This is a genomic window from Paenibacillus alba, assembly GCF_013204855.1.
Taxonomy (GTDB): Bacteria; Bacillota; Bacilli; order Paenibacillales; family NBRC-103111; genus Paenibacillus_E; species Paenibacillus_E alba.
The window spans coordinates 1-25,718 of record NZ_JABMKZ010000037.1 but is presented as its reverse complement, the minus strand read 5'-3'; the positions used below and the strand labels follow the sequence as shown (position 1 = coordinate 25,718).

Below are 25,718 nucleotides of genomic sequence, written 5' to 3'. Positions count from 1 at the left end.
CAATTGCATGAGATATAAACAGATAATCTCTACAAGAATTAATTCGTGAATGGAGGTTTGAATAATGATGTTGAAGAAAAAAATGAGTACGCTGCTGATCACATTATTAATTCTTATGCAGAGTATTTACGGGATTGGCTTTGTGACGACGGCCAGTGCGAACACAATTTCAAACAACATTCTAGACAGTGTGACCATGGCTGTATACGACAGTGCAGGACAGGTCGTGACGGGCGGTGTTTACGAGCCAAACTCCACGGTGCAGCTGGACTATACGTGGTCTCTGCCGAATGGTCACGGGTATCATGGCGGCGATACGTTTACCTTTACGCTGCCGCAGCAATTTTTGCTTTTTAATGATATCAACGGTGGCTTGGTGATGGGACAGGATCAGTTAGGAACGTTCCATGTTGACCGGACTAGTCATCAAGTGCTGATCACCTTTAACAACTACATAGAAAGCCATGATAATGTACATGGTACGCTCACCTTCAAAACGCAAATAGATAAAAGCCAAATAACCGAAAGCACGATTGTCAAAATTACCATACCGATTAATACGGGAGAGCAGGTTTTTACTCTTCATTTTCGACCGACGGTCACCTCGACAATTGATAAAAAAGGAGTATCTGCGGGGTTCAATTCCAAGGATATTAATTGGACTGTTGATGTGAATAAGGCGCTGGATTCTGTTCAGAATGCAGTGGTAACGGATCCTATCCCGGCAGGTCTAGCTGTTCCTGTTACGGTAGCAGTTTATGAACTAGGGGTTCATCTAGATGGAACTGTGGTGCAGGGAGCATTGGTGGATGCCAGCCAATATACAGTCAATATAACGGGAGCAAATCTGGCTATTCGGTTCGCGGATAGTCCCCTTACTAAGGCTTATCGCATTCAATATACGACGCCAATAACGGATTCCACCAAAGTGTCTTTCGTGAATACGGCAACGTTCGGAGGAAGCAATAAAGGCGCTGTTTCCGCTTCTGCGACGGTTCAGGTGCAGCAAGGCAATGATTTGGAAAAAGCGGAAGTAGGCTATAGTCCTATTACGCAAATTATTAGCTGGTCCATTAAATATAATTATAAAGAGAAGACCATTGCCCAACCCATTGCCTTCCTAAAGGACCTATTCAATGATACGCAAGATTTAATCGCGGGCTCTCTTCATGTCTATCCGGTTACACTGAGTTCGAATGGAACCGAAACACTGGGCAGTGAACTGCCAGCTTCTGAGTACACGGTAACGTCGGAGGCAGCTACTGGCCGGAAAGGATTTAAACTGCAATTTAATAACCAAATCTCCTCAGCCTATAAAATTACGTACCAAACTAAAGCAAACAATCGTGTTCTGGATAACGCGATCATTAAGAATACCGTTGAGTCAGGTAGTGGATCCAGTGGTTCAGCTTCACGCGCTGTTGAGCAGGGGATTATTCTCAAGTACCCTGGACCGGCGGATTACAAGGCTAGAACGGAAGCTTGGAGTTTGGTCATTAACCGGGATAGTCAGTTGATGAACAGCGTGGTTGTCAGAGATACATTTCCGAATAAAGGCATGCGTTTCATACCAAGCTCGCTCGTCATCAAAAAAGGGACAGTGACCTTAACGTCGGCCGATTATGTTCTGGATAGTTCGATCGATCCGAGTGACGGATTCCTCGTCAAACTCACCAACCCGCTCACAGAGCCTTTATCGATTAATTACAAAACAGATTTTAATATAGATTGGATTAATCCTCAGGGAACTACAAACTTCATAAATTCAGCTAAAATTGATTGGCTAGACAAAACGGAGGTTTCGCAGACCAAAACGACAACAGCAACATTTATCCCTAGAGATGAAGTGAAGAATAACGGGTTTAAATATGGCGCCTACAATGCGGCTTCCAAAGAGATCACTTGGACAGTAGGGGTCAATTACAACAGCAAGGCTACTGAAAAGGCTACCGTTCAGGATACGTTGGAGTCTAATCAGAAGCTGGTCGATGGTTCGCTTGCCGTCTATAACATGATCATCCCTGTTGACGGCAACGCATCCCAAGGGGAGCTAGTCGACAAGTCGAAATACACATACACGGTTGATAGTCAAAACAAATTAGTAGTTAAATTCGATCCCTCCCTCCCAGGAGCTTATTACCTTGTCTTCAAGACGAGTCTGAAAGGCCAGCTTATTAACAGCACGGTTGCCAACACGGCTAGAGTGTTTGACGGAGAAAATCCTATTACTAATAATTTAACTGCCACCCTTAACATCCCAATGGGCGGAGAATACGTCAGTAAAAGCGGTGAACAAAGCGGGGATAAAATAAACTGGACCATTCCTATTAATCGCGGCCAATCCACGTTGACCGATGCCAAAATCGTCGATACGCCTACAAGCAATCAGCAATTGCTGCCAAATTCCTTCCATTTATTTGCTGCGATTGTAGCTATCAATGGCAATGTGACCAAAGGATCGGAATTAACGAAGGGCACGGATTACAATTTGGTCATTAAAACGAGCAATGATGGCAAGCAAACCTTTGAACTGAGCTTCGTTAATCAGATATCGAGTCCGTATATTTTGGAGTATCAGTCCTTAATTACGGCTAATGATCACGAAACGGTTTCCAATAAAGTTAGTCTCAGCGGCAGCAATGTAACCTCAGTAGTTAAGGAAACAACGAAGGATATTGTAGTAGGTGTTTCTGGAGGGTCTGGTACGGGGGGCGGGGTCCGAGGATCATTGACCGTTAAGAAAATGGATTCAGCCAATAACACCTTATTGCTCAGTGGAGCAACCTTTGAACTGTATCGGAAGTCAGGTACGACAAGGACGCTGATTAACACATTAACGACGGATGAAACAGGATCTGTTATCTTTAAGGAACTGCTTGCAGGCGATTATGTTGTAGTTGAGAAAACAGCGCCTTCTGGTTATGTATTAAACAGAGAAGAGAACCCGATAACGCTCCATTCAGGGGATGTTTTGAATTTAAATGTCATAAATACTAAGGTGCCTGATCCGGGAACGCCTACCCCGACCCCAACACCAACACCAACACCAACACCAACACCAACGCCAGAGGGACCATCATCAAGCCCGACGCCAACACCAACACCAACACCAGATGGGCCAACATCAACGCCAACACCAGAAGGACCAACGTCAAGTTCGACACCAAGCCCAAGCCCAACGCCAAGCCCAGTACCGGGCAATACGCCATCACCGTCGATAACGCCAGCGCCTACTGTAACGCCAATGCCATCACCGCCAACGGTTCCTACTCCTTCTACGGATCCCAAATCGACGGAGCCGGACATTCCTATCGATAGTGATAATAACGTTCCGTTAGGGGGAATCCCGCCTATAACGAAGCCAGAAACCTTGCCGGTAACCGGAGAGTCTAGCCACTTGTATGTAGAAATCGCAGGTATCACCTTGGTCCTGTTGGGTCTTATCCTAAGAAGAAGATTCACACGGTAGTCTCCGACTCAAAATCTCAATCTCAAGACAGTCTGCCTGGACCATCGGCTGGCTGTCTTTTCATTTCCTTTGCTCGGGCCATGATTAGACTCTCTCAAAAATGGAAAAACTAGGAGAAAAACTACTAGAGCGATAATCCTATCAGCCAGGGAGGCAAATATCATGATGAAGCAGATTCTTTTAATTACAGACGGATGTTCCAATGTAGGGGTGAGTCCGGTCATAGCAGCTGCACAAGCACAAGCAGAAGGCGTTACGGTGAATGTTATTGGGTTAATCGATCATGGGGAGTTAGGTTTGCTGGGTTCTGAAGAAATTCGTGAGATTTCCGCTGCTGGCGGCGGGATGAGTCGAATCGTAGATTCGGGCCAGCTTTCACAAACGGTGCAGATGATGACGCGCAAAACGGTCACAACAACGATTCAGCATGCCGTAGGCAAAGAATTGCAAAGCATACTTGGCTCGAATCAATTGGAGCAGCTGCCGCCTGACAAGCGGTCCCAGGTCGTTCAGGTCATTGATACGATGAGTGAAACCTCGTCTCTTCGCGTAGCTCTTCTAATCGATGCCAGTGCCAGCATGAAACCTAAACTTGCGGCAGTTCGCGAAGCCATTCGTGATCTTTTGCTGAGTCTTAGAGCCCGTACAGGGAAGAGTGAACTGGCTGTTTTTCATTTTCCATCTACCAAAACTAGTGATCAGGAGCTGGAAATGGACCTCGGCTGGACGAATCAACTTGCAAATTTGGACAAGATGTTCTATAAAATAAACATGAAGGGTACGACTCCAACAGGTCCCGCGCTGCTGCAAACGCTGCAGTATGTGACGGAAAAGCCTTTCTCACCAAAGACCGAGGATGGGATGCTGAGTGACTACGTGGTATGAAGACGCCTTCCGTCCAGGATCAGAAATCCAAGGGAAATGGAACGGCCGGGTGTATGTGGTCGAACGTTTATTAGGTGCTGGTTCTAATGGGATTGTGGCTCTCGTACGAAGAGGAACAGCCAGATTTGCGTTGAAAGCAGGTCATGAGACGGTTGATCATCAATCGGAGATTAACTCATTGCTTGCCATCTCGCTGACAGAGACCTCGTTCAAGAATTTTTTGATAGATGCGGATGATATGACAGTAGGCGGAAAAGAGATTTCCTTCTACGTCATGAGATATATTGAAGGAATGACGATTTCTGATTTTATACATAAGCGCGGGCAGGATTGGATCTATGTCATAGGTTCGAATTTGCTCCGGAAGCTGACGGAAGTTCATCAGAGTGGTTACGTCTTCGGGGATCTGAAGATTGAGAATATGATTGTTTCTAAATATGGAGATGTGGACCTTATCGATTTTGGCGGTGTGACATCCAAGGGCAGAGCGATCAAGCAGTTGACCGAGGTATATGATCGCGGCTTCTGGAATCGCGGCGAACGCGTCGCAGAGGAAAGCTACGATTTATTCTCATTTGCTATATTGCTATTAAAATCGCTGGATCAGCGGAAACGCTTCACAGGCTTAACGAAAACCTTGCCTCAAAACCGAGATCTGGAAGAACTAACAGCCGTTATTCGTGAGAATGCGGTGGCTGCTCATATTGGGCCTTTTCTTCATAAAGCCTTGAATGGGGAATTTCGTACCTCACGAGAAGCTTATCAATACTGGAGAACACTCGTATCCACGAAAAAAATTGCACAATCGACGCTCAAAATGCCATGGCTGAAAATATGCTTCGCTGCTTCTATTTTTATTTTTGGAGCAACCGTTTATATTTATTGGTAGTGTGTATCAGGAAGCAAGTGCATGAAGAGAAGGGATACTTATGGAAACGGAATTAGCTGTTCAGGTGGAACAACGCATTACAGAACACAAACTTATAGCTTCAGGAGATGTGGTTGTTGTTGCAGTTTCAGGCGGGCCTGACTCTGTAGCTCTGCTTCATGTCCTTTTTGTGTTAAGCGAGCGGCATGGCTGGAAGCTGATTGCCGCGCATGTCAATCATCAATTCCGAGGCGAGGAATCCGATGCAGAAGCTTTGTTTGTAGAGGAGCTGGCTGCTTCGATGGGGGTTCCGTGTGAAATCGGCGTTATTAACGTTCCGGCATATATAGAAGAAACATCGCTGAACGGGCAAGCCGCGGCACGTGAGAAGAGGTATGAATATCTCCATCAGGTGGCGGCCAAATATGGTGCGAAGCGCATCGCCTTGGCCCATCATGCGGATGATCAAGCCGAAACGATGATGATGCGAATACTCCGCGGCACGGGTCCTTCGGGGCTGATCGGCATGCCGGAACGCAGGCTCGAAAAAAAAGTGGAACTGATTCGTCCTTTTCTACGTATATACAAAACAGATATTGTGAATTATTGTGCTCAGCATGAAATGCTTTATTGTATGGATAGCAGCAATCTGCTGCGGAAGTATTTTCGCAATCAAATTCGGCTGGATGTCATGCCGATGCTGAAGACGTATAATGAACAATTTTCGGAATCACTGAATCGACTAGCGGACTTGATGCAGGCTGAGGATGATTATTTAGGCAGAGAAGCCGAGTTGGTTTTTCGCCGAATAACGACTTTAAGGCCAGGCTGTTGCCGCCTAGAGCGAAGTGATTTCACCGAACTGCACCTTGCTTTACAAAGGCGTTTGATTAAATTAATATTAAACTGTCTTTGTTTGGGAATGGATCGTCTGGATTATGGTCGAATTGAACGTATTCGCGAGTTGATTGTGCAGCATCAGGTTTCAAATCAAATCCTACAGGTGGATGAAGAGCTTTATATAGTGAGAGAATATGAAGCCATTCAATTTCAGACCGCTGCTCCCGTTCCGAAATCTTATTCGTATGAGATCGGACCCGCGACAAGCGAGCTGTACCTGCCGGAAGCTGAAGCCAAGCTCCACTTCTCATGGATGCAGGTAGGTTCCCCAGAGACCGCTATTCATTTCTCATCAGCAACGGATGTAAGTTTGGATCTGGATCAACTCCGCTTGCCGCTCGTGTTAAGGAGCCGCAGATCAGGAGATCGATTGGAACCACATGGTTTAAACGGGTCCAAAAAGGTAAAAGATATGTTCATTGATGCCAAGATGCCGTTAAGTCGGCGCGATGTCATTCCGTTACTGGTCGATGCTTCCGGGCAAATCCTCTGGATTGCTGGCTTTCGTAGGTCCAAGCATGCTTTGGTTGGACCGGATACAGAACGTGTGCTTCATATGAAGCTCGTGCTGCAGTAACACGTGTAAATTTCGTTCTTCTAGAATGTAAATTTATAAGGATTCATAATATAATCTAGGGGGTTCATCCTTGTACAGCGACATTCAAGAAGTTCTTTACAGCGAAGAACAAATTCAGAACAAGATCAAAGAACTAGGGGATCAACTTTCAAGCGATTACGAAGGCAAAAACCCATTGGTCATTTGCGTGCTTAAGGGAGCTTTCATTTTTATGGCTGACCTGGTTAAGCAAATTAGAGTACCGTTGGAAATTGATTTCATGGCGGTATCAAGCTATGGTCAATCCACGAAATCCTCCGGTGTGGTCAAGATTATTAAAGATCTCGACGTACCTGTAGAAGGACGTCATATCCTGATCGTGGAGGACATTATCGATAGTGGTTTAACGTTGACTTATCTGATTGATGTGCTAGAACGCCGCAATGCCAAGACGGTCTCGGTCGTTGCGCTGTTTAATAAACCGGCACGCAGAACCGTGGAACTCGAGCCTGACTATGCAGGATATGAGCTTCCAGACGAGTTTGTTGTCGGATATGGTCTGGATTATGCAGAGAAATATCGCAACCTTCCATTTATCGGCATATTGAAACCAGAGATCTACACTAGCTAAAGTCATCTCCCGCAGGCCCGTCAACGCTGTCATGTTGTAGTGCTTTACTGGGATGTGGTAAAATAATAAAAGTGTGCCGTTCGAGAGGAGGCTAGGGATGAATCGAATTATCCGGAATACCGGTTTTTATTTACTTATATTTTTGGTAACAGTTGGTATCGTCCATTTCATCAGTACCCAAAACGAACAAAAGGAGTTAATTACTTACGATAAATTCCGCCAAGCGGTTGTTAACAAAAATGTGGAATCCGTGACATTGAAGTTCGATGGATACACATATTTGATTAAAGGTAAGTACATTAACCCGCCAAGTGGTGCTGACAAGAAGAGCTTTGAAACCCATGCCCCGTATGAGCCTTTGGTCGTTCAGTTGATCGAAGCCAATGGCGTCCCGCAAGAATCGTACGAGACTATGGAGAGGGATAGTGTTTGGATTAGTTTTCTAACTTCCATTATTCCATTCGTCATTATCTTCATCTTGTTTTTCTTCCTGTTGAATCAGGCTCAAGGTGGCGGCGGGAAAGTAATGAACTTCGGCAAAAGCCGTGCCCGCTTATATAATGAAGAGAAGAAGCGTGTCACATTTGAGGATGTGGCAGGTGCAGATGAAGAGAAGCAAGAATTAATCGAGGTTGTTGAATTCCTGAAAGATCCGCGGAAATTCGCAGCTGTCGGTGCCAGAATTCCAAAAGGGGTTCTGCTCAATGGTCCTCCGGGAACTGGTAAAACGTTGCTCGCCAGAGCTGTTGCAGGTGAAGCGGGAGTACCGTTCTTCAGTATCTCCGGTTCTGACTTCGTAGAGATGTTCGTCGGTGTCGGCGCATCCCGTGTTCGTGACTTGTTCGAGAACGCGAAGAAGAACTCGCCTTGTATCATCTTTATTGATGAGATTGATGCGGTTGGTCGTCAACGTGGCGCAGGCCTCGGCGGCGGGCACGATGAGCGCGAACAAACGCTCAATCAATTGCTTGTAGAGATGGATGGATTTGGTGCAAACGAAGGTATCATCATCGTTGCAGCAACGAACCGTCCGGACATTTTGGATCCGGCATTGCTCCGTCCAGGTCGTTTTGACCGTCAAATTACGGTCGATCGTCCGGATATCAAAGGCCGCGAAGCCGTTCTGAAAGTACATGCTCGCAACAAACCACTTGCCAAAGATGTGAAGCTGGATTCCTTATCACGCTACACAACTGGATTCACAGGTGCTGACCTAGAGAACTTATTGAACGAAGCAGCTCTAATCGCTGCCCGTCGCAATCGCAAAGATATTTCCATGGCTGAAGTCGAGGAAGCTTTTGACCGTATCATTGTAGGTACACAGAAGAAGAGTCGGATTATCAGCGAAACAGAGAAACGTATCGTGGCTTATCATGAAGCCGGACACGCAATCATCGGGTACCATGCCGAGAATGCGGATATGGTGCACAAAGTCACAATCGTACCGCGCGGACGCGCTGGCGGTTATGTGATGATGCTGCCCAAAGAAGGCGAAGATCGCATGATGCAGACGAAGAACGAATTGCTGGATAAAGTGACTGGACTCCTGGGCGGCCGTGTTTCCGAAGAATTATTTATCGGTGAAATCGGCACTGGGGCTTATAGTGACTTCCAGAAAGCAACCGGTATCGTTCGTCGCATGATTATGGAATACGGAATGAGCGACAAGCTTGGACCGATGCAGTTCGGCAGCTCTCAAGGCCAAGTGTTCTTAGGACGCGATATCGGCCACGAGCAGAACTATAGTGATGCGATTGCTTATGAGATCGACCAAGAGATGCAAAGCTTTATTCGCACTTGTTATGATCGTGCTCGTGCGATGCTCACAGAGCATGCGGATCAAATTCATCTCGTAGCCAAGACGTTGCTTGAGAAAGAAACATTGGACAAAGATGAAATCATTGCGCTTTTGGAGAAAGGCAGATTGGATGACAGCACGGATGACGAGGAAGTCAAAGTGAACATTCAAGGCCAAAGCCAATCCAGTGACAGCAATAAGCTTGAGTTCGAGAAAGATAAAGAGAAAGATCCGAATCCGGATCAATCCGAAGAGTAACAAGCTATACCAACTCGTAAATCCGGTGTACACGTCAGGTGTACCCGGATTTTCTGGTTATTTAGGCGTTTTTGCGCATTGACAGGGGATGCCGGAATGTGTAAATTAGTTGTAAATCTCTAATTTCATACCGATTAGATCATACTACTTTTAGATAGGTTTGTAAGGCAAACTTACGTCCCAGATAGGGGAGGAAGCATCCATGGAAGCTTTAGCTTTAGAACGCAAGGCGGAGCAGAATCGCGAACTCAAAGAACGGTTGCTGCAGCTGAAGAAAGAACGCAATGCTATTATTCTTGCTCATTATTATCAACGTGACGAAGTACAAGAAGTTGCCGATTTCCGGGGGGATTCCTTTCTGTTAGCACAGAAGGCGGCGCAGACAGATGCAGATGTTATTGTTTTCTGTGGTGTACACTTTATGGGAGAAAGCGCTAAGATATTAGCTCCCAATAAGACGGTTATTATTCCGGATGAACGTGCAGGCTGCCCAATGGCCGACATGGTGAATGTGGAAGGATTGCGTGCTCTCAAACGTCAGCATCCCAAAGCCAAAGTAGTTGCTTACATTAATACATCTGCCGATGTTAAATCCGAAACTGATATTTGCTGCACATCAGCTAATGCTATCAATGTTATCAATTCCGTCGATTCGGATGAAATCATCTGGGTACCGGATAAAAATTTGGGCGACTATGTATCAAAATTCACAAGCAAAAAAGTGATCATCTGGGAAGGCTATTGCAACACCCATGATATGCTGACTGTCAAAGATGTTGAGGAAATGAGAGCGCAATATCCGAACGCTCAATTCGTCGTTCACCCGGAGTGTCGCCCTGAGGTTGTGAAATTGGGCGATTTTGTAGGCAGTACGACAGCGATTATCAAATATTGCAAAGAATCGGATTGCAAGGAGTTCATCGTAGGGACGGAAGACGGAACAGGTTATCAGCTGCGTCTGGATAGCCCCGATAAACAATTCCATTTTGCAACCAAATACTTGGTTTGCCCGAATATGAAAGTCAACAATTTGAAGAAAATTGTAAAGTGCCTTGAAACGATGCAACCAGAGATTTATGTGCCGGAAGATGTGGCTGATAAAGCAAGATTGTCCCTTGAGCGTATGCTGCAGGTGAAGTAATATTCAATCAAGATCTGAATGACCACATAGAAAAGACCGCCTTTGACCAAGGACACGGTCTTTTTCTGATAAGCCCCCCGTTAAGAAATGAGCTTGATCGTTATGTTTCTTAACGGGGCACTATACGGCGAAGAACAGGTGAGACGGGCCAATGATTCCAAGATACCTCGTAGATGTAGATTTAGATTCCATTCCTCATGTACATACAGATGTTATTGTGATTGGCGCAGGTATTGCAGGGTTATTTACTGCGCTTCGCGCTAGTGAAAATAAGAAAGTGCTGATGATCACGAAGAAATCGCTCCTCGACAGCAACACTCGTTATGCACAGGGTGGGATAGCTGCCGTGATATCGGACGAGGATTCACCGGAATATCATATGCAGGATACGCTGATCGCGGGCGCAGGCTTATGTTCGCCAGAAGCGGTTGATGTTCTAGTCCATGAAGGACCTAACGGCGTACAGGACTTGATCCAAATGGGGACTCAGTTCGATTTGGAGAACGGTGAGTTCGCGTTAACCAAGGAAGGCGCGCACAGCCAGCGCCGCATCTTGCACGCGCATGGCGACGCTACAGGCGCTGAGATTGTACGAGCCTTGTCGGAACGCACTAAGCAAGATCCGAACATCGAGATTTGGGACGATCACTTCGTGATCGACCTCATCACGCAAGACGGCGAGTGCTACGGAGCGCTCGTTCAGAAGCCGGGCGGCCAGCGGGTATTTGTCCGCGGCAACGCCACGATCCTTTGCTCCGGTGGCGCGGGACAGCTGTTCCGCTACACGACGAACCCGGACATCGCCACAGGCGATGGCATTGCGATCGCTCACCGCGCCGGTGCGCAAATTCAGGATGTGGAATTCGTTCAATTCCACCCGACTGCGCTTTGTTACCCTGGCGCGCCGCGCTTCCTCATCTCGGAGGCTGTGCGCGGCGAGGGAGCTTACTTGCGCAACATCAAGGGAGAGCGCTTCATGGAGCGCTACCACCCGCAGCTAGAGCTAGCGCCAAGGGATGTTGTTGCCCGTGCCATCGTCGATGAAATGGAAAATTGCAGATCGACCTTTGTTTACATTGATATTACACACGAATCGGAAGAGCTGATCAAGCATCGGTTCCCGACGATATATGAGTATTGTCTGAATTACGGACTGGATATGAGCACAGACTGGATACCGGTTGCACCCGCAGCCCACTATATGATGGGCGGTGTGAAAACCGATCTGCATGGGGAAACGCTGGTAAAACGCCTCTTCGCTTGCGGAGAAGTCTCCTCTACTGGTGTACACGGTGCTAATCGACTGGCAAGCAATTCCTTGTCGGAGGCCATTGTGTTTGGCCGAAGGATCATTGAACGGATTCAGGAGCTTCCTCCATTGGAAGGCAACATCCAGATCCGCGCGGAATCCGAAGCGCCAAGAACAGAAATTTCGAGTCAAGCGGTTGTTGAGAAAAAGCTGAAGCTTCAGAAGGTCATGCTGCGCTACGCGGGGTTGAAGCGTTCAGCCAAAGGCTTGCAGAAAGGCCATGACGAATTGGCTCGACAGCTTTCGTTTTTCGACTCCTTGATGTCGAAACGTGAAGATTACGAATTTGCGAATTTATTGAATTGCGCATTGCTTACGACAACAGCAGCTCTTGCACGGGAAGAAAGCCGTGGCGGTCACTACCGTGAGGATTTCCCGGAACGGGACGATCAGGCATGGAAGAAGCATATAGTTTTTAAGCGCGGGGAAGCTAGGATTGAGGAGTGGATTTAAGATGTTAGAAATCAACATGGAACTGATTCGCAAGCAGATCCGGCTTTGGCTGGAAGAAGATATCGGTACCGGCGATGTCACGACGTTGACAACAATCCCTTTGGAACATGTGTCCAAAGGGATTATCCACGTCAAAGAAGACGGAATTGTATGCGGCCTTCGCATCGCCCAAGAGGTATTTGCCATTGTAGATGCTTCTCTCCGTTTTGAAACAAAAGTGGTAGAAGGATCGTCTGTATTAAAAGGGACCATACTAGCTGAGGTAGAGGGAAATACGCGCAGTATTTTGCTCGGCGAACGCTTAAGTTTGAACCTGATGCAAAGAATGTCGGGCATTGCAACCAAGACACGCGAATTCGTTAATGCGTTAGAAGGACTGTCGACTAGACTTGTGGACACGCGCAAAACTACGCCAGGACATAGACTACTTGAGAAATATGCCGTACGTGTGGGCGGCGGTCATAATCACCGTTTTGGTTTGTATGATGCTGTGATGATCAAAGATAATCATATCAAAGGTTCAGGTGGCATTGCGCAAGCGGTTCGTTCAGCGCGGCAGCAGATTCCTCACACCATGAAGATTGAGGTAGAGGTGGAGGATTTTGTTCAGCTTGAGGAAGCGTTGGCAAGTGGTGCAGATATTATCATGCTGGACAATATGGTTCCTTCGAAGATGAAAGAAGCAGTTTCCATAATTAAAAGCAGAGCTCCGCATATTGTAGTAGAAGGTTCAGGTTCGGTATCGGTTCAGACGATCAGAGCCATGGCGGAGTCTGGGGTAGATGTGATCTCGGTTGGACGATTAACTTACTCGGTTGCAGCGTTGGATATTTCTTTAGATTTGAATGAACGGAAGGGGACGGCACAATGATTCTTGTTATCGATGTAGGGAATACCAACATTGTGCTGGGCTTGTATCAGGATCGCACTCTTCTGCACCACTGGCGGGTAAGTACGAACCGTTCGGCAACAGTCGACGAATATGGGATTTTGCTGCATAGCTTGTTTCAACACTCGGGTATCCAGTTCGCAGATGTAGAGGGCGTCATTGTTTCTTCCGTGGTTCCTCCACTTATGAACGTCATGGAAAACCTGAGTTTACATTATTTAAAAAGAACACCATTTATCGTGGGTCCAGGCATCAAAACAGGACTTAATGTGCGTGTAGACAACCCCAAAGAAGTGGGCGCAGATCGTATTGTGAACGCTGTCGCTGCGCTTGAGCTGTATGGGGCGCCTTGTATTATTGTAGATTTCGGAACTGCAACGACTTACGACTATATCGATCCTTCACAGCAGCTTGTAGGTTGTGCTATTGCACCGGGGATCGGAATTTCCACGGAAGCCCTTTATCAGAAGGCGGCGAAGCTGCCGCGCATAGAGCTCGTCAAACCGAAAAGCGTAGTAGGCCGCAATACGGTAGCGGCGATGCAAGCTGGTATTGTTTTCGGCTATGTTGGTCAAGTGGACGGTATTGTTGAACGAGTGAAGCAAGAATTTAATGTCAATCCGACAGTGATCGCAACAGGCGGTCTGGCGGAGTTGATTTCCAGTGAGTCTCGAACGATTCAGATCGTAAATCCGCTGCTCACCTTGCAAGGTTTGCAAATGATTTATGAGAAAAATGCATAAGCTGTTTGAAGGAAAGGATATCCTATGGGCGATTACTTAATTCGAGGAACGGCACTTCAGGGAAAAGTTCGTGCTTTTGCCGTGCAAACGACGGAACTTACTGAAGAACTTAGCCGAAGACACCAAACAACACCTACGGCTGCGGCTGCACTTGGACGAACAGCTGCAGCGGGTCTTCTCATCGGGGCCATGCTCAAAGGCGAGGAGCATCTCATCATCCAGGTCAAAGGTGAAGGGCCTATCGGCCAAATCGTTGTGGATGCGAACGCCAAAGGCGAAGTACGCGGTTATGTGGACAATCCGCTCGTGGATCCACCACTCAAAGAGAATGGCAAGCTGGATGTCGCAGCGGCCGTAGGAACAGAAGGATTTCTTTACATAACGAAGGATTTAGGGCTCAAGGAGCCTTACAAAGGCAGTGTACCCCTCATTTCAGGAGAATTAGCCGAAGATTTCACGTACTATTTTGCAAAGTCTGAACAAACGCCTTCTGCTGTGGCACTTGGGGTGCTGGTCAATACGGACCATTCCATTTTGGCCGCAGGGGGATTCGTGATACAACTGCTTCCGGGATTAACCGACGATGAAATCAAGGGTATCGAGGAAATGCTTGCTCGCATCCCATCTTTCACCAATATGCTCGGCGGCGGCCTTAGCTTAGAAGAGATTCTCCAAACTGTGCTGCCATCCTTCCAATCGCTGGATCAGATGGATGTCATGTTCCGTTGTAAATGCAGCCGCGAAAAAGTGGAGTCTACATTGATTTCCTTAGGAAAGTCTGAGCTGCAAGAAATTCTTGAAGACGAAGGGTTTGCTGAAGTGGTTTGCCATTTCTGCAATGAAGCTTACCGCTATGAGAAAGATGATTTACAGCGTATGATTGATCTATAGCCTAGATCATATTCGCAAGATGGAAGTAAAGAGGGAGTCAGGATGCAGAACGTAAAACGATTGTGGGGAGTCATCATTTTGATGGCTGTATGTAATCTCGTGCTCACATCCTTGCTGATCACCCATACCATGAACCAAACAGAACCAAGTCAGCCAACAGAACCTGAACAGCAAGGTGAGCAGAAGAACGAGCGGGTAGTCGCCAAAATCGGGAATCGTGAAATAACCATGCAGGAGCTTCAAACAGCGTTGGAACGCCATTATGGGGTTGAATTGCTGGGTCAATTGTTGGATCGTGAAGTGATAAGTCTGGAAGGAACCGAGACAGGAACCGCCATTGGAAACGCGGAGATTGACCGTGAGTTGAAACGGATGCAGCAAGGATACGAGAGCGAGAAACAATTTTATGCCTCCATGCAGAGTCAATTGGGATTATCGGAACGACAGATTCGGGAAGATGTAACCAACAAGTTGTTATTGGAGAAGCTGGCAACGAGTCATATTCAGATTACGGATGCCCAGGTAGATGAATATATCAGGACGCATGCGGATGAATTCAAACAAGAAACGGAATACAACATCCTTCAGATTATCGTATCTACCAAGGACCAAGCGAACAAAGTGCTTGCGGAGCTGGCCAAAGGAGTGAGCTTTGCAACCCTTGCCAGAGATCGTTCGCTTGATGATGCAACCAATAACACCGGCGGTGACTTAGGTTGGATTGAGGGGGATGATCCCTTCATAGCAGCTCCCGTTCTGGACGCAGCCAAGTTGCTGAAGGTTGGAGAAGTGAGCAAGCCGGTCAGCATGGCACAGGGTTTTGCTATTGTGAAGCTGAAGAACAAACGGGATAAAGCAAATCCGGATCAAAGCTTCATTCGGGAAAATGTGCGCAGGGAGCTGGCTCTTCAACAGGCGCCTCCTCTCAAGGATTATGTTCTGCAACTGCGTACCAAATGGAAAGTGTCCATTGTAGACCCGCAACTGCGTTAGTGGTTTGTGAAAATATGGTTGACAACCTGTGAGCGCATTGTTAAGATTAATGTATTAATACCGACTAATTAACTCGGAAATCATTCGATAACTCAATCTGGAGGGGAAATTAAGATGGCAAGATTAGTTCAAAGCGTTACTGATTTGATTGGAGATACACCTCTTGTTCGTTTGAATCGCGTTGTTCCTGAAGGAAGCGCTGAGATTTATGTGAAGCTGGAATACCAAAATCCAGGTGCGAGCGTGAAAGACCGTATTGCCATTTCCATGATTGAAGTAGCTGAGCAAGAAGGCAAGCTTAAGCCAGGCGATACGATTGTTGAGCCAACTAGCGGTAACACAGGAATCGGGATTGCTTTAGTAGCAGCGGCAAAAGGATACAAAGCGATTCTGGTTATGCCGGAAACGATGTCCCTAGAAAGACGCAACTTGCTTCGCGCATATGGCGCTCAGCTTGTTCTGACGCCAGGAGCGGAAGGAATGAAAGGCGCAATTAAGCGTGCGGAAGAGCTGCAAGCAGAAAATCCTTCCTACTTCATCCCGCAGCAGTTCAAAAACCAAGCGAACGTGAAAGTTCACCGTGAAACAACAGGTCCAGAAATTGTTGAAGCGATTAATGCCCATGATGGCAAATTAGACGCTTTCATTTCCGGGATCGGTACAGGCGGAACGATTTCAGGCGCAGGTGGCGTGCTCAAAGAAAACTTCCCGTCCATTAAAATTTATGCTGTTGAGCCTGCAGCATCCCCTGTTCTTTCTGGCGGTAAACCAGGCCCACACAAAATTCAAGGAATTGGTGCAGGTTTTGTACCGGACATCTTGAACACGAACATTTATGACGAAATTATCGCTGTAGAAAACGAAGATGCCTTCGAAACATCCCGTCGTGTAGCCAAAGAAGAAGGTATTCTTGGCGGAATTTCTTCCGGCGCAGCAATCTTCGCAGCACTCAAAGTGGCCAAAGAGCTTGGAGCTGGCAAACGTGTTGTTGCGATCATCCCAAGTAACGGCGAGCGTTACCTTTCTACGCCGCTTTACCAATTCGAAGAGCAATAAGATTTCGGACGGCCATAGAAGCCTCCAGCAGCTGCTGGGGGCTTTTTTTCTGCGTTGGGTTGGAGTATACTAATGGACAACTAATCATCGGATATGACGGAAAGGAGGGCAAGCATGATTGTAACATCCTTAGAGCAGTGGCGCGAATGGTCCTCCGCGTATAGCATGCTGCCTTATATTGTTAAAATTGACGTCGCTGAAGACCGAGTGCCATCTTGGGAAGCTGCCTGGAAGGACGCGGCTCCAGATTCCTTTGTACTCGAGAGCGGCAAAGGGGGAAGATACACCTGCTTTGGACTGCAGCCCTTCTCAACATTGCAGGGGACTGGTTTGGAGGCCGAAATCACCTCACACTCTCCAGATAGCAAACACAAGTCCGAGGTTTCTTATCAGCAGGGGAAACCCCTTGATGTTGTGAAGAGGTGGATGGCTCCCTTTCACAGTCCTAAAGTGGAGGGAGCACCTAAGTTTCTCGGCGGCTGTGTAGGCTACTGGAGCTATGATGTGATCAGGACCATCGAGAAGCTCCCCGAGCAAGCGGCCAATGATTTGCCGATTCCGGACTATAGCTTCGCCATGTATGATCAAGTATGGACCTTGGATCATATCGAGAAGACCTTGTACGTTGTGGTTCATAAGCCGTTAGATCAAAGCCGGACAACCGACGCCGCTTACGTTCAGCAGCTATATAGGGAAGCCCATGCCCAGGCGGAAGCGATGCTCCTGCGCTGGCGTGCGATCCAGACAGCTAACGGGTCTGGCGGAGCGCCGCTAAGCAGCGGAGATCAGCCCGCAATCGCGCGTGAGCAGCTGCACATTGATGTCGAGAGCATCGCGGGCATCCAGCCTGCTTTCGGCAAAGCGGACTACATCGCGGCGGTGCAGCGCATCCAAGCCTACATCTCCCAAGGCGACGTGTTCCAGGTCAACTTGTCGGTCAGACAGAGCCGGCAGCTGAGCACTACGCCGGAGGAGATCTACGAGGCGCTGCGCATCGTCAATCCCTCGCCGTACATGGGCTTGCTGCGCTTCGCTGGCTTCGCGCTCGTATCGGGCTCGCCGGAGCTGCTCGTGCAGCTCGAGGACGGGGTCCTGCGGACCCGTCCTATCGCTGGCACGCGCCCGCGCGGCAAGGACGAGCAGGATGATCTGCGCCTAGCCGGAGAGCTCATCGACAATGACAAAGAGCGCGCCGAGCACGTCATGCTGGTTGATCTCGAGCGCAACGACCTAGGCCGGATCTCCAAGTATGGCTCCGTCCGCGTGAAAGACTTCATGGTCATCGAATACTATTCGCATGTCATGCACATCGTCTCGGAGGTTGTTGGCGAGCTGGCAGAGGGCAAGGATGCCTATGATGTCATCGCGGCCACCTTCCCGGGAGGGACGATCACCGGCGCACCGAAGATTCGCACAATGGAAATCATTGAAGAATTAGAGCCTGTCCGCCGAGGACCCTACACGGGTTCCATGGGATGGATTGACTATAATGGAAATATGGAATTTAATATTATTATACGAACGCTGGTAGCTGTTCAAGGGGTGGGCCATATTCAAGCAGGGGCGGGCATCGTCATTGATTCTATTCCTGAGCGTGAATATGTGGAATCTCTGAACAAAGCCAAAGCGATGTGGAAAGCGATAGAATATAGCGAGCGGAGCATGAGCCGAGCTTAAGCCTGAGAAGGCTGACGAAAGGGGAGCTTAGAATGATTTTAGTGATTGATAATTATGATTCGTTTACGTACAACCTCGTCCAATACTTGGGGGAGATCGGTGAAGAAGTTATCGTTCGTCGCAATGACGAAATTGATTTAGCAGGTGTTGAGGCCTTAGCGCCGGATCACATCTTAATATCTCCGGGACCTTGCACGCCGAATGAAGCCGGTATTAGCTTATCACTCATTGACCATTTCAAGGGTAAAATTCCCATTTTCGGCGTTTGCTTAGGCCATCAGTCTATCGGGCAAGCCTTTGGCGGCGATGTCATTCGCGCAGAGCGTTTGATGCATGGCAAAACCTCAGAAATTTTCCATGACGGCAAAACCTTATTTGAAGGGCTGCCTTCACCTTTTATAGCAACACGTTACCATTCTTTGATTGTCAAAGCAGAAACGTTGCCTGATTGCTTGGAAGTAAGCGCACATACCGCTGAAGGTGAGATCATGGCATTGCGTCATAAGGAATATCCGATCGAAGGCGTTCAATTCCATCCGGAATCCATTATTACGCAGCACGGTCATCAGATCCTGCGGAACTTTCTTCGTCGCACGGCCGCAACAGGAGTTTAAACGATGATGATTAGTATCAATGGAAGCTTGATAAATGAGCAGCAAGCCGTGGTCTCCGTTTATGATCACGGTTTTCTTTACGGCGTGGGTCTTTTCGAGACTTTCCGTACCTACGGAGGGAAAGCTTTCTTGCTTTCCGAGCATGTGGACCGTTTAACCGAGAGTTGCCGAGAGCTGGGCATCGTGTACGAACCTAACCTAGAGCGAATCGAGCGTTTGGTCGCGGAACTGCTGCAAGCGAACCAACTCGAAGATGCCTATTTCCGCTTATCTGTATCTGCGGGTGAAGAGGCTTTGGGGCTGCCAACAGGCGACTACAAGCAGCCTACGGAGATTATGTATATTAAACCGCTTCCGGTTCGAGACGAGAAGACGTACGAGCAGGGCAAAGTCTTGCAGCTGCTCAAGCTGCCTCGCAACACCCCGGAAGGCTTGTATCGATTCAAATCTTTTCATTACATGAACAACATTCTTGCCAAACGGGAACTGCAGCAATACAGCTGGGCAGTTGGTGCTGAAGGCTTGATGATGACGGAAGAAGGGTACTTAGCCGAAGGCATTGTCAGCAACATCTTCTTCATCAAAGCCGGGACCTGCTATACCCCTTCGCTGGATACAGGGATTTTGCCTGGCATCACCAGAGCGCATGTCTTGAAGCTTGCGCAGCAGCAGTTAATTGCTGCTCAAGACGGCTTGTACCGCTGGGAAGATCTCGTCGAAGCCGATGAGGTGTTTCTTGTGAATTCCATTCAAGACATAGTTCCCGTTACAACCTTGTATACGCCTAGTGGACAAGCCTGTTCTGTTGGAACCGGCCAAGTAGGCCCAATAACCCGTCAACTTAGTCAGCTGTATAACGAACATCTTGAACCCAACAGGAAGTGAAGAGAAGATGAATGTGTTATCTTGCAATGGATATGAGCTGCCCATTGGTGATCGAACGATCATTATGGGCATATTGAACGTAACGCCGGATTCCTTTTCAGACGGCGGGGAATACGTTCGCATCGAGGATGCTTTGCGCAGAGCCCGACAAATGGTGGCTGAGGGCGCAGACATCATCGACATTGGCGGAGAGTCTACCCGCCCTGGCTCCGCTGTGGTGACCGGGGAAGAGGAGATCCGACGCGTTATTCCTGTCATTGAAGCGCTCAGCAGGGAAGTTCCTGTTCCTATTTCTATAGATACCTATAAAGCGGATGTCGCTGAGCAAGCCTTAGCGGCTGGAGCTCATATCATCAATGATGTATGGGGCGGACAGGCAGACGTTCGCATGGCAGCAGTAGCTGCCCGTTATGACTGCCCGTTCATTATTACGCATAATCGGTTGAATCCGGTTTACTCAGATTTTCTTCCCGATGTTCTGAGTGATCTGCAGCTGTATGCGAATCAAGCCAAGGAAGCTGGCGTTCGCAAGGAACGCATTATCTTAGATCCTGGCATTGGTTTTGCCAAAACCTACGAGCAGAATCTGCAGCTTATGAATCAATTGCGAGCTGTCGCAGATCTCGGATACCCAGTGCTTTTGGGTACTTCCCGGAAAAGCGTCATTGGCCTGACTCTTCAACTTCCGCCGGAGGAACGTATGGAAGGTACGGCGTCGACGGTTGCCTTAGGGATTGCACAGGGATGCGGCATGATCCGCGTGCATGATGTACAAGCAATGAAACGAGTAGCGGTCATGACAGATGCCATTATCCGCTCATCATGAAATCAATGGAGGTTGTGACATTGGATAAAATTACTTTGTCCCGCATGCAGTTTTTTGGCAATCATGGTGTATTTCCAGAAGAGAATAAGTTGGGTCAGCGCTTCTACGTAGATGTGGAGCTTATGCTCCCGCTAAGCAAACCGGGCAAGTCGGATCATCTGGATGATACCGTGAATTATGGTGAAGTCTTTTTTAAAGTCAAAGAGATTGTCGAAGGACGTACGTTCAAACTCATCGAAGCTTTAGCCGAAAACATTGCATCCGAGCTGCTGCATACTTATACTAGTATCAATGAAGTGACGGTGCGCGTAATTAAACCGCATCCTCCTTTTGCCGTTATTTTCGACGGCGTGACTGTAGAGATTAACCGAAAGCGGGCAGCGCAATGACAGCCGATGAGCGAGAACAAGGCATTACGGCCTATGTGGCATTAGGATCTAATATCAATGATCGAGAACATTATCTGCAGAATGCGATTGCTGCGCTTGATCAGGAAGCGGGCATTACGGTGACTGGCTTGTCCAGCATCTACGAAACCGAACCGGTGGGCTATGTGGATCAGTCTGCTTTTCTAAATATGGTCATTCAACTTCGTACGAACTTGTCTGCGGAAGCTTTGTTATTCACTTTGCTTGGCATTGAGAATCGCTTAGGGCGTACACGTGATTTACGCTGGGGTCCGAGAACGATCGACTTGGATCTTCTTCTTTACGGCGACGAGCAGCTTACCACTCCCGACTTGATCATTCCGCATCCGCGGATGCATGAGCGGGCTTTTGTATTAGTTCCTCTCACAGAGGTTCTCTACACACGGCAGGATGCTGCATTTGAATTCATCTCCGCGCATTTGGAGAAACTGGAAGGAAAGGAAGGCGTCGTTCTATGGAAAAAAGCTCAGTAGCTCAGCGCATTCGTGCTTTTCGCAAACTTAAGGGATATACACAGAACGAACTGGCTGATTTGCTTGGGGTCTCGATTGCCATTCTAGGCGCTATTGAAAGAGGCACGCGCAAGCCGGATGCGAAAATTATTAATAAGATCTCGCAAGTCCTTAATATAGAGCCCGATGAGTTAGTCGCGGCGGTTGCGAGATGAGAGGAGGGGAATCTTCGGTGCTGAAAATAGGAAATGTCGAAGCTCCCAATAGAGTCGTACTTGCCCCGATGGCGGGTGTATGTAATCCTGCGTTCCGACTGATTGCCAAAGAATTCGGCACAGGTCTGGTATGCGCAGAAATGGTAAGTGATAAAGCTATCGTTCACGGGAATACCCGCTCGATGGAAATGCTCTACGTAGACGATCGGGAGAAGCCTTTAAGCTTGCAGATCTTCGGTGGCGATACCGAGACGTTGGTCCAAGCAGCCAAAATCGTCGATCAACATACGAACGCTGATATTATTGACATCAACATGGGCTGCCCCGTGCCGAAAATCACGAAGTGTGATGCGGGCGCACGCTGGCTGCTTCAGCCTGACAAGATCGAGCAAATGATTGCAACGGTTGTCGCTGCTGTCAATAAGCCGGTTACCGTGAAAATGCGAATCGGATGGGATTCCGAGCACATCTACGCGATTGAAAATGCGAAAGCTGTCGAAAGAGGCGGCGGAAGCGCTGTGAGTGTTCATGGCCGCACCCGGGAGCAGCTGTATACAGGCAAAGCGGATTGGGACATTATTCGCGACGTCAAGCAGGCATTGTCGATTCCCGTCATTGGGAATGGAGATGTGGTGACACCTGAGGATGCCAAACGCATGCTCGACCATACGGGTGTTGATGGCGTAATGATTGGACGCGGCGCATTAGGAAATCCCTGGATGCTCTACCGTACGGTCCAGTACTTGGCTAATGGGGAGCTCCCGCCGGAGCCTACGCCAGAAGAAAAGATCCGCATTGCCATCCTGCATATGGACCGCTTAATTGCGCTCAAAGGTGAGAATGTTGCCGTTAAAGAGATGCGCAAACACATGGCTTGGTACCTCAAAGGCTTAACAGGAGCAGCCCGTGTGAAGGACGCCATCATGGAAATGTTGAAGCGTGATGAGATGGTGCGAGTTTTGAATGAATATGTCGAGCATTTGTCCGTACAAACGTTGTCCCCAGCAGAGGAAGAACCAGCTGTAATCCAATAAGAAATCAGCAATGGTTGAGATTGACATTTTGAAACCGTTGCAATATAATCAGTCAATATTAATGTGTTCCTGCATATATTGAAAGACAAACTCGCAACTAAGCGATTTATGAAACGTGAATTCATACTACTTGAATCAGCTCTATAAAGACCTAACTCCTAGCAGGAAGCATCGATTCAACGATATGAAAATCTTTCACATGACGGGAGATCAGTTGGAAATGGCTGAAAAAGAGGTCATTCTTACACCACAAGGTTTAAGAAAGCTTGAAGATGAGCTCGAGCATCTGAAATCAGTGAAGCGTCGCGAGGTGGCTGAGAGAATCAAGGTAGCCATTGGATATGGCGACATCAGCGAGAACTCAGAGTACGAAGACGCTAAGAACGAACAAGCTTTTATTGAAGGCAGAATTATTACTTTAGAAAAATTGCTGCGCAATGCGCGTATTATTAATAACGATGATGTCGATACCAATACGGTAAGTGTAGGCTCAATCGTCACGCTGAAGGACTTGGAGTTTGGCGATCTGGTTGAGTATAACATCGTAGGTACGGCGGAATCCGATCCGCTACAGAATAAGATTTCCAACGAAAGCCCTGTAGGTAGAGCTATTCTAGGTAAACAAAGGGGCGCGAACGTGGACGTAGTCGTTCCTGCTGGCGTCATTCAGTATCAAATTATTGATATTAAAAAGTAGCGTGCAGCCGCAATTCTTTGGAAAGCTTCCTTTCGGAAGCTTTTTTCCGTTGAGTAATGTAAGATGGTTCTATACGATTACTAATAAGTAGGAGATGAAAGCATGAGCCAGGAAGTGGAATTGAACGAATTGCTCACCATTCGCCGTAACAAATTGGACGAGCTTCGTGGTCTAGGGGTCGATCCGTTTGGCAGTAAATTCGTAAGGACGCATACTAGCAAGGATATCCTTACGGCGTATCAAGATAAAACCAAAGATGAGCTGGATGCTGAGGCTGTTGAAGTCAGTATTGCCGGACGCATCATGCAAAAAAGAAGCATGGGCAAAGCCAGCTTTGCGCATTTGCAAGACATTACAGGGAAAATTCAGATTTATGTGCGTGAGGATGCTTTGGAAGCAGCCATTTATCAAGCTTTTGATCTTCTGGATCTAGGTGATATTGTTGGCGTAAAAGGGATTGTTTTCAAAACAAAAACCGGTGAAACTTCTATTAAGGTGCAATCCCTTGAAGTTTTGACCAAATCCTTGCTGCCATTGCCGGATAAATTCCATGGTCTTAGTGATGTGGAACTACGCTATCGTCAACGTTATGTTGACTTAATTATGAATCAAGATGTACAGCAGACTTTTATTTTGCGTTCCCGCATTATTCAGGCTATGCGTCGTTATCTGGATTCTCTCGGATATTTGGAAGTGGAGACACCAACGCTTCATTCTATCGCAGGCGGGGCTTCGGCACGTCCTTTTAATACGCATCATAATGCTTTGGACATGCAGCTGCATATGCGAATTGCGATTGAGCTTCATTTGAAGCGTCTAATTGTAGGTGGACTGGAGAAAGTATACGAAATTGGGCGTGTCTACCGGAATGAAGGTATTTCTACGCGTCATAATCCTGAGTTTACGATGATTGAGCTGTACGAGGCTTATGCGGACTACAAAGACATCATGAAGCTTACAGAAGAGCTTATCGCTCATATCGCTCAGGAGGTTCTTGGCAGCACGACAGTTCCTTATGGCGATCACGAGGTTAATCTAGCTGTTGGCTGGAGACGTGTCTCCATGGTCGATGCGATCAAGGAAGTCAAAGGTGTAGACTTTAGCGCGCATATGTCTAATGAGGAAGCCCATCGTTTAGCGAAGGAGCACAATGTATCTGTGGAGCCGCATATGACATTCGGCCATATTGTGAATCAGTTCTTTGAGACGTTTGTTGAAGAGACTTTGATACAACCGACCTTTGTATATGGACATCCATTGGAAATCTCACCTCTTGCCAAAAAGAATCCGGAAGATCCGCGCTTTACGGATCGTTTCGAACTCTTTATCGTGGCGCGTGAGCATGCCAATGCTTTTACAGAGCTGAATGATCCGATTGATCAAAGAGAGCGGTTTGAAGCTCAGCTTCGCGAGAAAGAGCAAGGCAATGATGAAGCGCATGAAATGGATGAGGATTTCATTCGAGCTTTAGAATATGGCATGCCGCCTACAGGTGGATTAGGGATAGGTGTCGATCGACTGGTTATGCTATTAACGAATGCACCTTCCATTCGCGATGTTCTCTTATTCCCGCATATGCGTCATCGTCAAGGCGAGTAAATGGTTTCGTTTCGGGGCACCGCTGGGTGTCTCGAAACTTTTTGAAATAAGTACTTGCATTGTGCATATCGTCTGTGGTATCTTATAAAAGTTGCCGCTGAGCACCGAGGAATCGGTGGTGCGAACGACTTGAAATTATAAGTTGCAATGCAAAACTCAGTATGGTATATTGGTCTTCCGGCTTTCCAAAGAGAGCAGGTTGAACAAGAGGAATTGATCTTTGAAAACTGAACAACGAGTGAGTAAGCACGAACGAGCAATCGTTCAAAAAGAGATTGTAAAATCTCGCTAGCAAGTCAATTGAGCATTTCAGCTTTCAGATATACGGACGAGCAATCGTCCGCTACTATGGAGAGTTTGATCCTGGCTCAGGACGAACGCTGGCGGCGTGCCTAATACATGCAAGTCGAGCGGAGTATTTCCTTCGGGGAATGCTTAGCGGCGGACGGGT

Annotated in this window: 23 protein-coding genes and 1 rRNA gene; all 24 read left to right on the top strand. The window is 47.6% G+C overall.

Annotated features, from left to right (window positions below; translation table 11 throughout):
* The first annotated feature begins 64 nt into the window (after positions 1 to 64).
* Complete coding sequence (locus tag HQN90_RS30425; RefSeq protein ID WP_275942634.1) at positions 65 to 3,469, top strand: collagen binding domain-containing protein; 3,405 nt, start codon at positions 65 to 67, stop codon at positions 3,467 to 3,469.
* Between the two features lie 165 nt (positions 3,470 to 3,634).
* Complete coding sequence (locus HQN90_RS30420) at positions 3,635 to 4,354, top strand: vWA domain-containing protein (RefSeq protein ID WP_173226245.1); 720 nt, start codon at positions 3,635 to 3,637, stop codon at positions 4,352 to 4,354.
* Positions 4,338 to 5,243 carry a protein kinase domain-containing protein gene (locus HQN90_RS30415; RefSeq protein WP_079417099.1) on the top strand — a complete coding sequence of 302 codons (906 nt, stop codon included), beginning with the start codon at positions 4,338 to 4,340 and terminating at the stop codon, positions 5,241 to 5,243. The genes HQN90_RS30420 and HQN90_RS30415 overlap by 17 nt, the downstream gene beginning before the upstream one ends.
* Positions 5,244 to 5,283: 40 nt before the next feature.
* Positions 5,284 to 6,699, top strand: coding sequence for a tRNA lysidine(34) synthetase TilS (gene tilS / locus HQN90_RS30410; RefSeq protein WP_173226185.1), 1,416 nt, complete (start codon positions 5,284 to 5,286; stop codon positions 6,697 to 6,699).
* A 70-nt stretch (positions 6,700 to 6,769) separates the two neighbouring features.
* A complete protein-coding gene (hpt, locus tag HQN90_RS30405; RefSeq protein ID WP_173226183.1) occupies positions 6,770 to 7,309 on the top strand; it encodes a hypoxanthine phosphoribosyltransferase in 540 nt (179 codons plus the stop codon).
* A 97-nt stretch (positions 7,310 to 7,406) separates the two neighbouring features.
* Positions 7,407 to 9,365, top strand: a complete 1,959-nt coding sequence (ftsH, locus tag HQN90_RS30400) for an ATP-dependent zinc metalloprotease FtsH (RefSeq protein WP_173226181.1) — start codon at positions 7,407 to 7,409, stop codon at positions 9,363 to 9,365.
* 202 nt (positions 9,366 to 9,567) lie between these two features.
* Entirely contained in the window at positions 9,568 to 10,506 is a 939-nt protein-coding gene (gene nadA, locus HQN90_RS30395) for a quinolinate synthase NadA (RefSeq protein WP_173226179.1), read from the top strand.
* A gap of 151 nt (positions 10,507 to 10,657) precedes the next feature.
* Entirely contained in the window at positions 10,658 to 12,268 is a 1,611-nt protein-coding gene (gene nadB, locus HQN90_RS30390; RefSeq protein ID WP_173226177.1) for an L-aspartate oxidase, read from the top strand.
* 1 nt (position 12,269) lies between these two features.
* Positions 12,270 to 13,139: a carboxylating nicotinate-nucleotide diphosphorylase gene (gene nadC / locus HQN90_RS30385; RefSeq protein ID WP_173226175.1), complete on the top strand. Its 870-nt coding sequence runs from the start codon at positions 12,270 to 12,272 to the stop codon at positions 13,137 to 13,139.
* Positions 13,136 to 13,900, top strand: coding sequence for a type III pantothenate kinase (locus tag HQN90_RS30380; RefSeq protein WP_079417087.1), 765 nt, complete (start codon positions 13,136 to 13,138; stop codon positions 13,898 to 13,900). Before nadC ends, HQN90_RS30380 begins: the two co-directional genes overlap by 4 nt.
* A 24-nt stretch (positions 13,901 to 13,924) precedes the next feature.
* Positions 13,925 to 14,791 carry an Hsp33 family molecular chaperone HslO gene (gene hslO / locus HQN90_RS30375; RefSeq protein ID WP_173226172.1) on the top strand — a complete coding sequence of 289 codons (867 nt, stop codon included), beginning with the start codon at positions 13,925 to 13,927 and terminating at the stop codon, positions 14,789 to 14,791.
* 42 nt (positions 14,792 to 14,833) lie between these two features.
* The gene (locus HQN90_RS30370) at positions 14,834 to 15,784 is read left to right on the top strand and encodes a peptidylprolyl isomerase (RefSeq protein ID WP_173226170.1); all 951 of its coding nucleotides are present in this window, start codon (positions 14,834 to 14,836) and stop codon (positions 15,782 to 15,784) included.
* A gap of 114 nt (positions 15,785 to 15,898) precedes the next feature.
* The gene (cysK, locus tag HQN90_RS30365; protein ID WP_079417081.1) at positions 15,899 to 16,840 is read left to right on the top strand and encodes a cysteine synthase A; all 942 of its coding nucleotides are present in this window, start codon (positions 15,899 to 15,901) and stop codon (positions 16,838 to 16,840) included.
* Positions 16,841 to 16,954: 114 nt separating this feature from the next.
* Positions 16,955 to 18,517 carry an anthranilate synthase component I family protein gene (locus HQN90_RS30360; protein WP_173226168.1) on the top strand — a complete coding sequence of 521 codons (1,563 nt, stop codon included), beginning with the start codon at positions 16,955 to 16,957 and terminating at the stop codon, positions 18,515 to 18,517.
* 32 nt (positions 18,518 to 18,549) lie between these two features.
* Positions 18,550 to 19,131, top strand: a complete 582-nt coding sequence (gene pabA, locus HQN90_RS30355; protein ID WP_173226166.1) for an aminodeoxychorismate/anthranilate synthase component II — start codon at positions 18,550 to 18,552, stop codon at positions 19,129 to 19,131.
* Positions 19,132 to 19,134: 3 nt separating this feature from the next.
* A complete protein-coding gene (gene pabC / locus HQN90_RS30350) occupies positions 19,135 to 20,016 on the top strand; it encodes an aminodeoxychorismate lyase (protein WP_173226164.1) in 882 nt (293 codons plus the stop codon).
* 7 nt (positions 20,017 to 20,023) lie between these two features.
* Positions 20,024 to 20,842, top strand: coding sequence for a dihydropteroate synthase (gene folP / locus HQN90_RS30345; RefSeq protein WP_173226162.1), 819 nt, complete (start codon positions 20,024 to 20,026; stop codon positions 20,840 to 20,842).
* Between the two features lie 20 nt (positions 20,843 to 20,862).
* On the top strand, positions 20,863 to 21,231 hold the full coding sequence (gene folB / locus HQN90_RS30340) for a dihydroneopterin aldolase (RefSeq protein WP_079417071.1): 369 nt from the start codon (positions 20,863 to 20,865) through the stop codon (positions 21,229 to 21,231).
* A complete protein-coding gene (gene folK / locus HQN90_RS30335; RefSeq protein ID WP_173226161.1) occupies positions 21,228 to 21,743 on the top strand; it encodes a 2-amino-4-hydroxy-6-hydroxymethyldihydropteridine diphosphokinase in 516 nt (171 codons plus the stop codon). Before folB ends, folK begins: the two co-directional genes overlap by 4 nt.
* On the top strand, positions 21,725 to 21,937 hold the full coding sequence (locus HQN90_RS30330) for a helix-turn-helix domain-containing protein (protein WP_079417067.1): 213 nt from the start codon (positions 21,725 to 21,727) through the stop codon (positions 21,935 to 21,937). Before folK ends, HQN90_RS30330 begins: the two co-directional genes overlap by 19 nt.
* Positions 21,938 to 21,954: 17 nt before the next feature.
* The gene (gene dusB / locus HQN90_RS30325; protein ID WP_173226158.1) at positions 21,955 to 22,971 is read left to right on the top strand and encodes a tRNA dihydrouridine synthase DusB; all 1,017 of its coding nucleotides are present in this window, start codon (positions 21,955 to 21,957) and stop codon (positions 22,969 to 22,971) included.
* 220 nt (positions 22,972 to 23,191) lie between these two features.
* Positions 23,192 to 23,668, top strand: coding sequence for a transcription elongation factor GreA (gene greA / locus HQN90_RS30320; protein ID WP_079417179.1), 477 nt, complete (start codon positions 23,192 to 23,194; stop codon positions 23,666 to 23,668).
* 102 nt (positions 23,669 to 23,770) lie between these two features.
* The gene (gene lysS / locus HQN90_RS30315) at positions 23,771 to 25,267 is read left to right on the top strand and encodes a lysine--tRNA ligase (RefSeq protein WP_173226156.1); all 1,497 of its coding nucleotides are present in this window, start codon (positions 23,771 to 23,773) and stop codon (positions 25,265 to 25,267) included.
* A 345-nt stretch (positions 25,268 to 25,612) separates the two neighbouring features.
* Positions 25,613 to 25,718, top strand: a 16S ribosomal RNA gene (locus HQN90_RS30310); the annotation flags it as partial.

Bases quoted from the DNA above. Each gene is read 5' to 3' on its own strand.
- HQN90_RS30425 (WP_275942634.1), top strand. From the start codon at position 65: ATGATGTTGAAGAAAAAAATGAGTACGCTGCTGATCACATTATTAATT.
- HQN90_RS30420 (WP_173226245.1), top strand. From the start codon at position 3,635: ATGAAGCAGATTCTTTTAATTACAGACGGATGTTCCAATGTAGGGGTG.
- tilS (WP_173226185.1), top strand. From the start codon at position 5,284: ATGGAAACGGAATTAGCTGTTCAGGTGGAACAACGCATTACAGAACAC.
- ftsH (WP_173226181.1), top strand. From the start codon at position 7,407: ATGAATCGAATTATCCGGAATACCGGTTTTTATTTACTTATATTTTTG.
- nadA (WP_173226179.1), top strand. From the start codon at position 9,568: ATGGAAGCTTTAGCTTTAGAACGCAAGGCGGAGCAGAATCGCGAACTC.
- nadB (WP_173226177.1), top strand. From the start codon at position 10,658: ATGATTCCAAGATACCTCGTAGATGTAGATTTAGATTCCATTCCTCAT.
- nadC (WP_173226175.1), top strand. From the start codon at position 12,270: ATGTTAGAAATCAACATGGAACTGATTCGCAAGCAGATCCGGCTTTGG.
- HQN90_RS30380 (WP_079417087.1), top strand. From the start codon at position 13,136: ATGATTCTTGTTATCGATGTAGGGAATACCAACATTGTGCTGGGCTTG.
- hslO (WP_173226172.1), top strand. From the start codon at position 13,925: ATGGGCGATTACTTAATTCGAGGAACGGCACTTCAGGGAAAAGTTCGT.
- HQN90_RS30370 (WP_173226170.1), top strand. From the start codon at position 14,834: ATGCAGAACGTAAAACGATTGTGGGGAGTCATCATTTTGATGGCTGTA.
- cysK (WP_079417081.1), top strand. From the start codon at position 15,899: ATGGCAAGATTAGTTCAAAGCGTTACTGATTTGATTGGAGATACACCT.
- HQN90_RS30360 (WP_173226168.1), top strand. From the start codon at position 16,955: ATGATTGTAACATCCTTAGAGCAGTGGCGCGAATGGTCCTCCGCGTAT.
- pabA (WP_173226166.1), top strand. From the start codon at position 18,550: ATGATTTTAGTGATTGATAATTATGATTCGTTTACGTACAACCTCGTC.
- pabC (WP_173226164.1), top strand. From the start codon at position 19,135: ATGATGATTAGTATCAATGGAAGCTTGATAAATGAGCAGCAAGCCGTG.
- folP (WP_173226162.1), top strand. From the start codon at position 20,024: ATGAATGTGTTATCTTGCAATGGATATGAGCTGCCCATTGGTGATCGA.
- folK (WP_173226161.1), top strand. From the start codon at position 21,228: ATGACAGCCGATGAGCGAGAACAAGGCATTACGGCCTATGTGGCATTA.
- HQN90_RS30330 (WP_079417067.1), top strand. From the start codon at position 21,725: ATGGAAAAAAGCTCAGTAGCTCAGCGCATTCGTGCTTTTCGCAAACTT.
- greA (WP_079417179.1), top strand. From the start codon at position 23,192: ATGGCTGAAAAAGAGGTCATTCTTACACCACAAGGTTTAAGAAAGCTT.
- lysS (WP_173226156.1), top strand. From the start codon at position 23,771: ATGAGCCAGGAAGTGGAATTGAACGAATTGCTCACCATTCGCCGTAAC.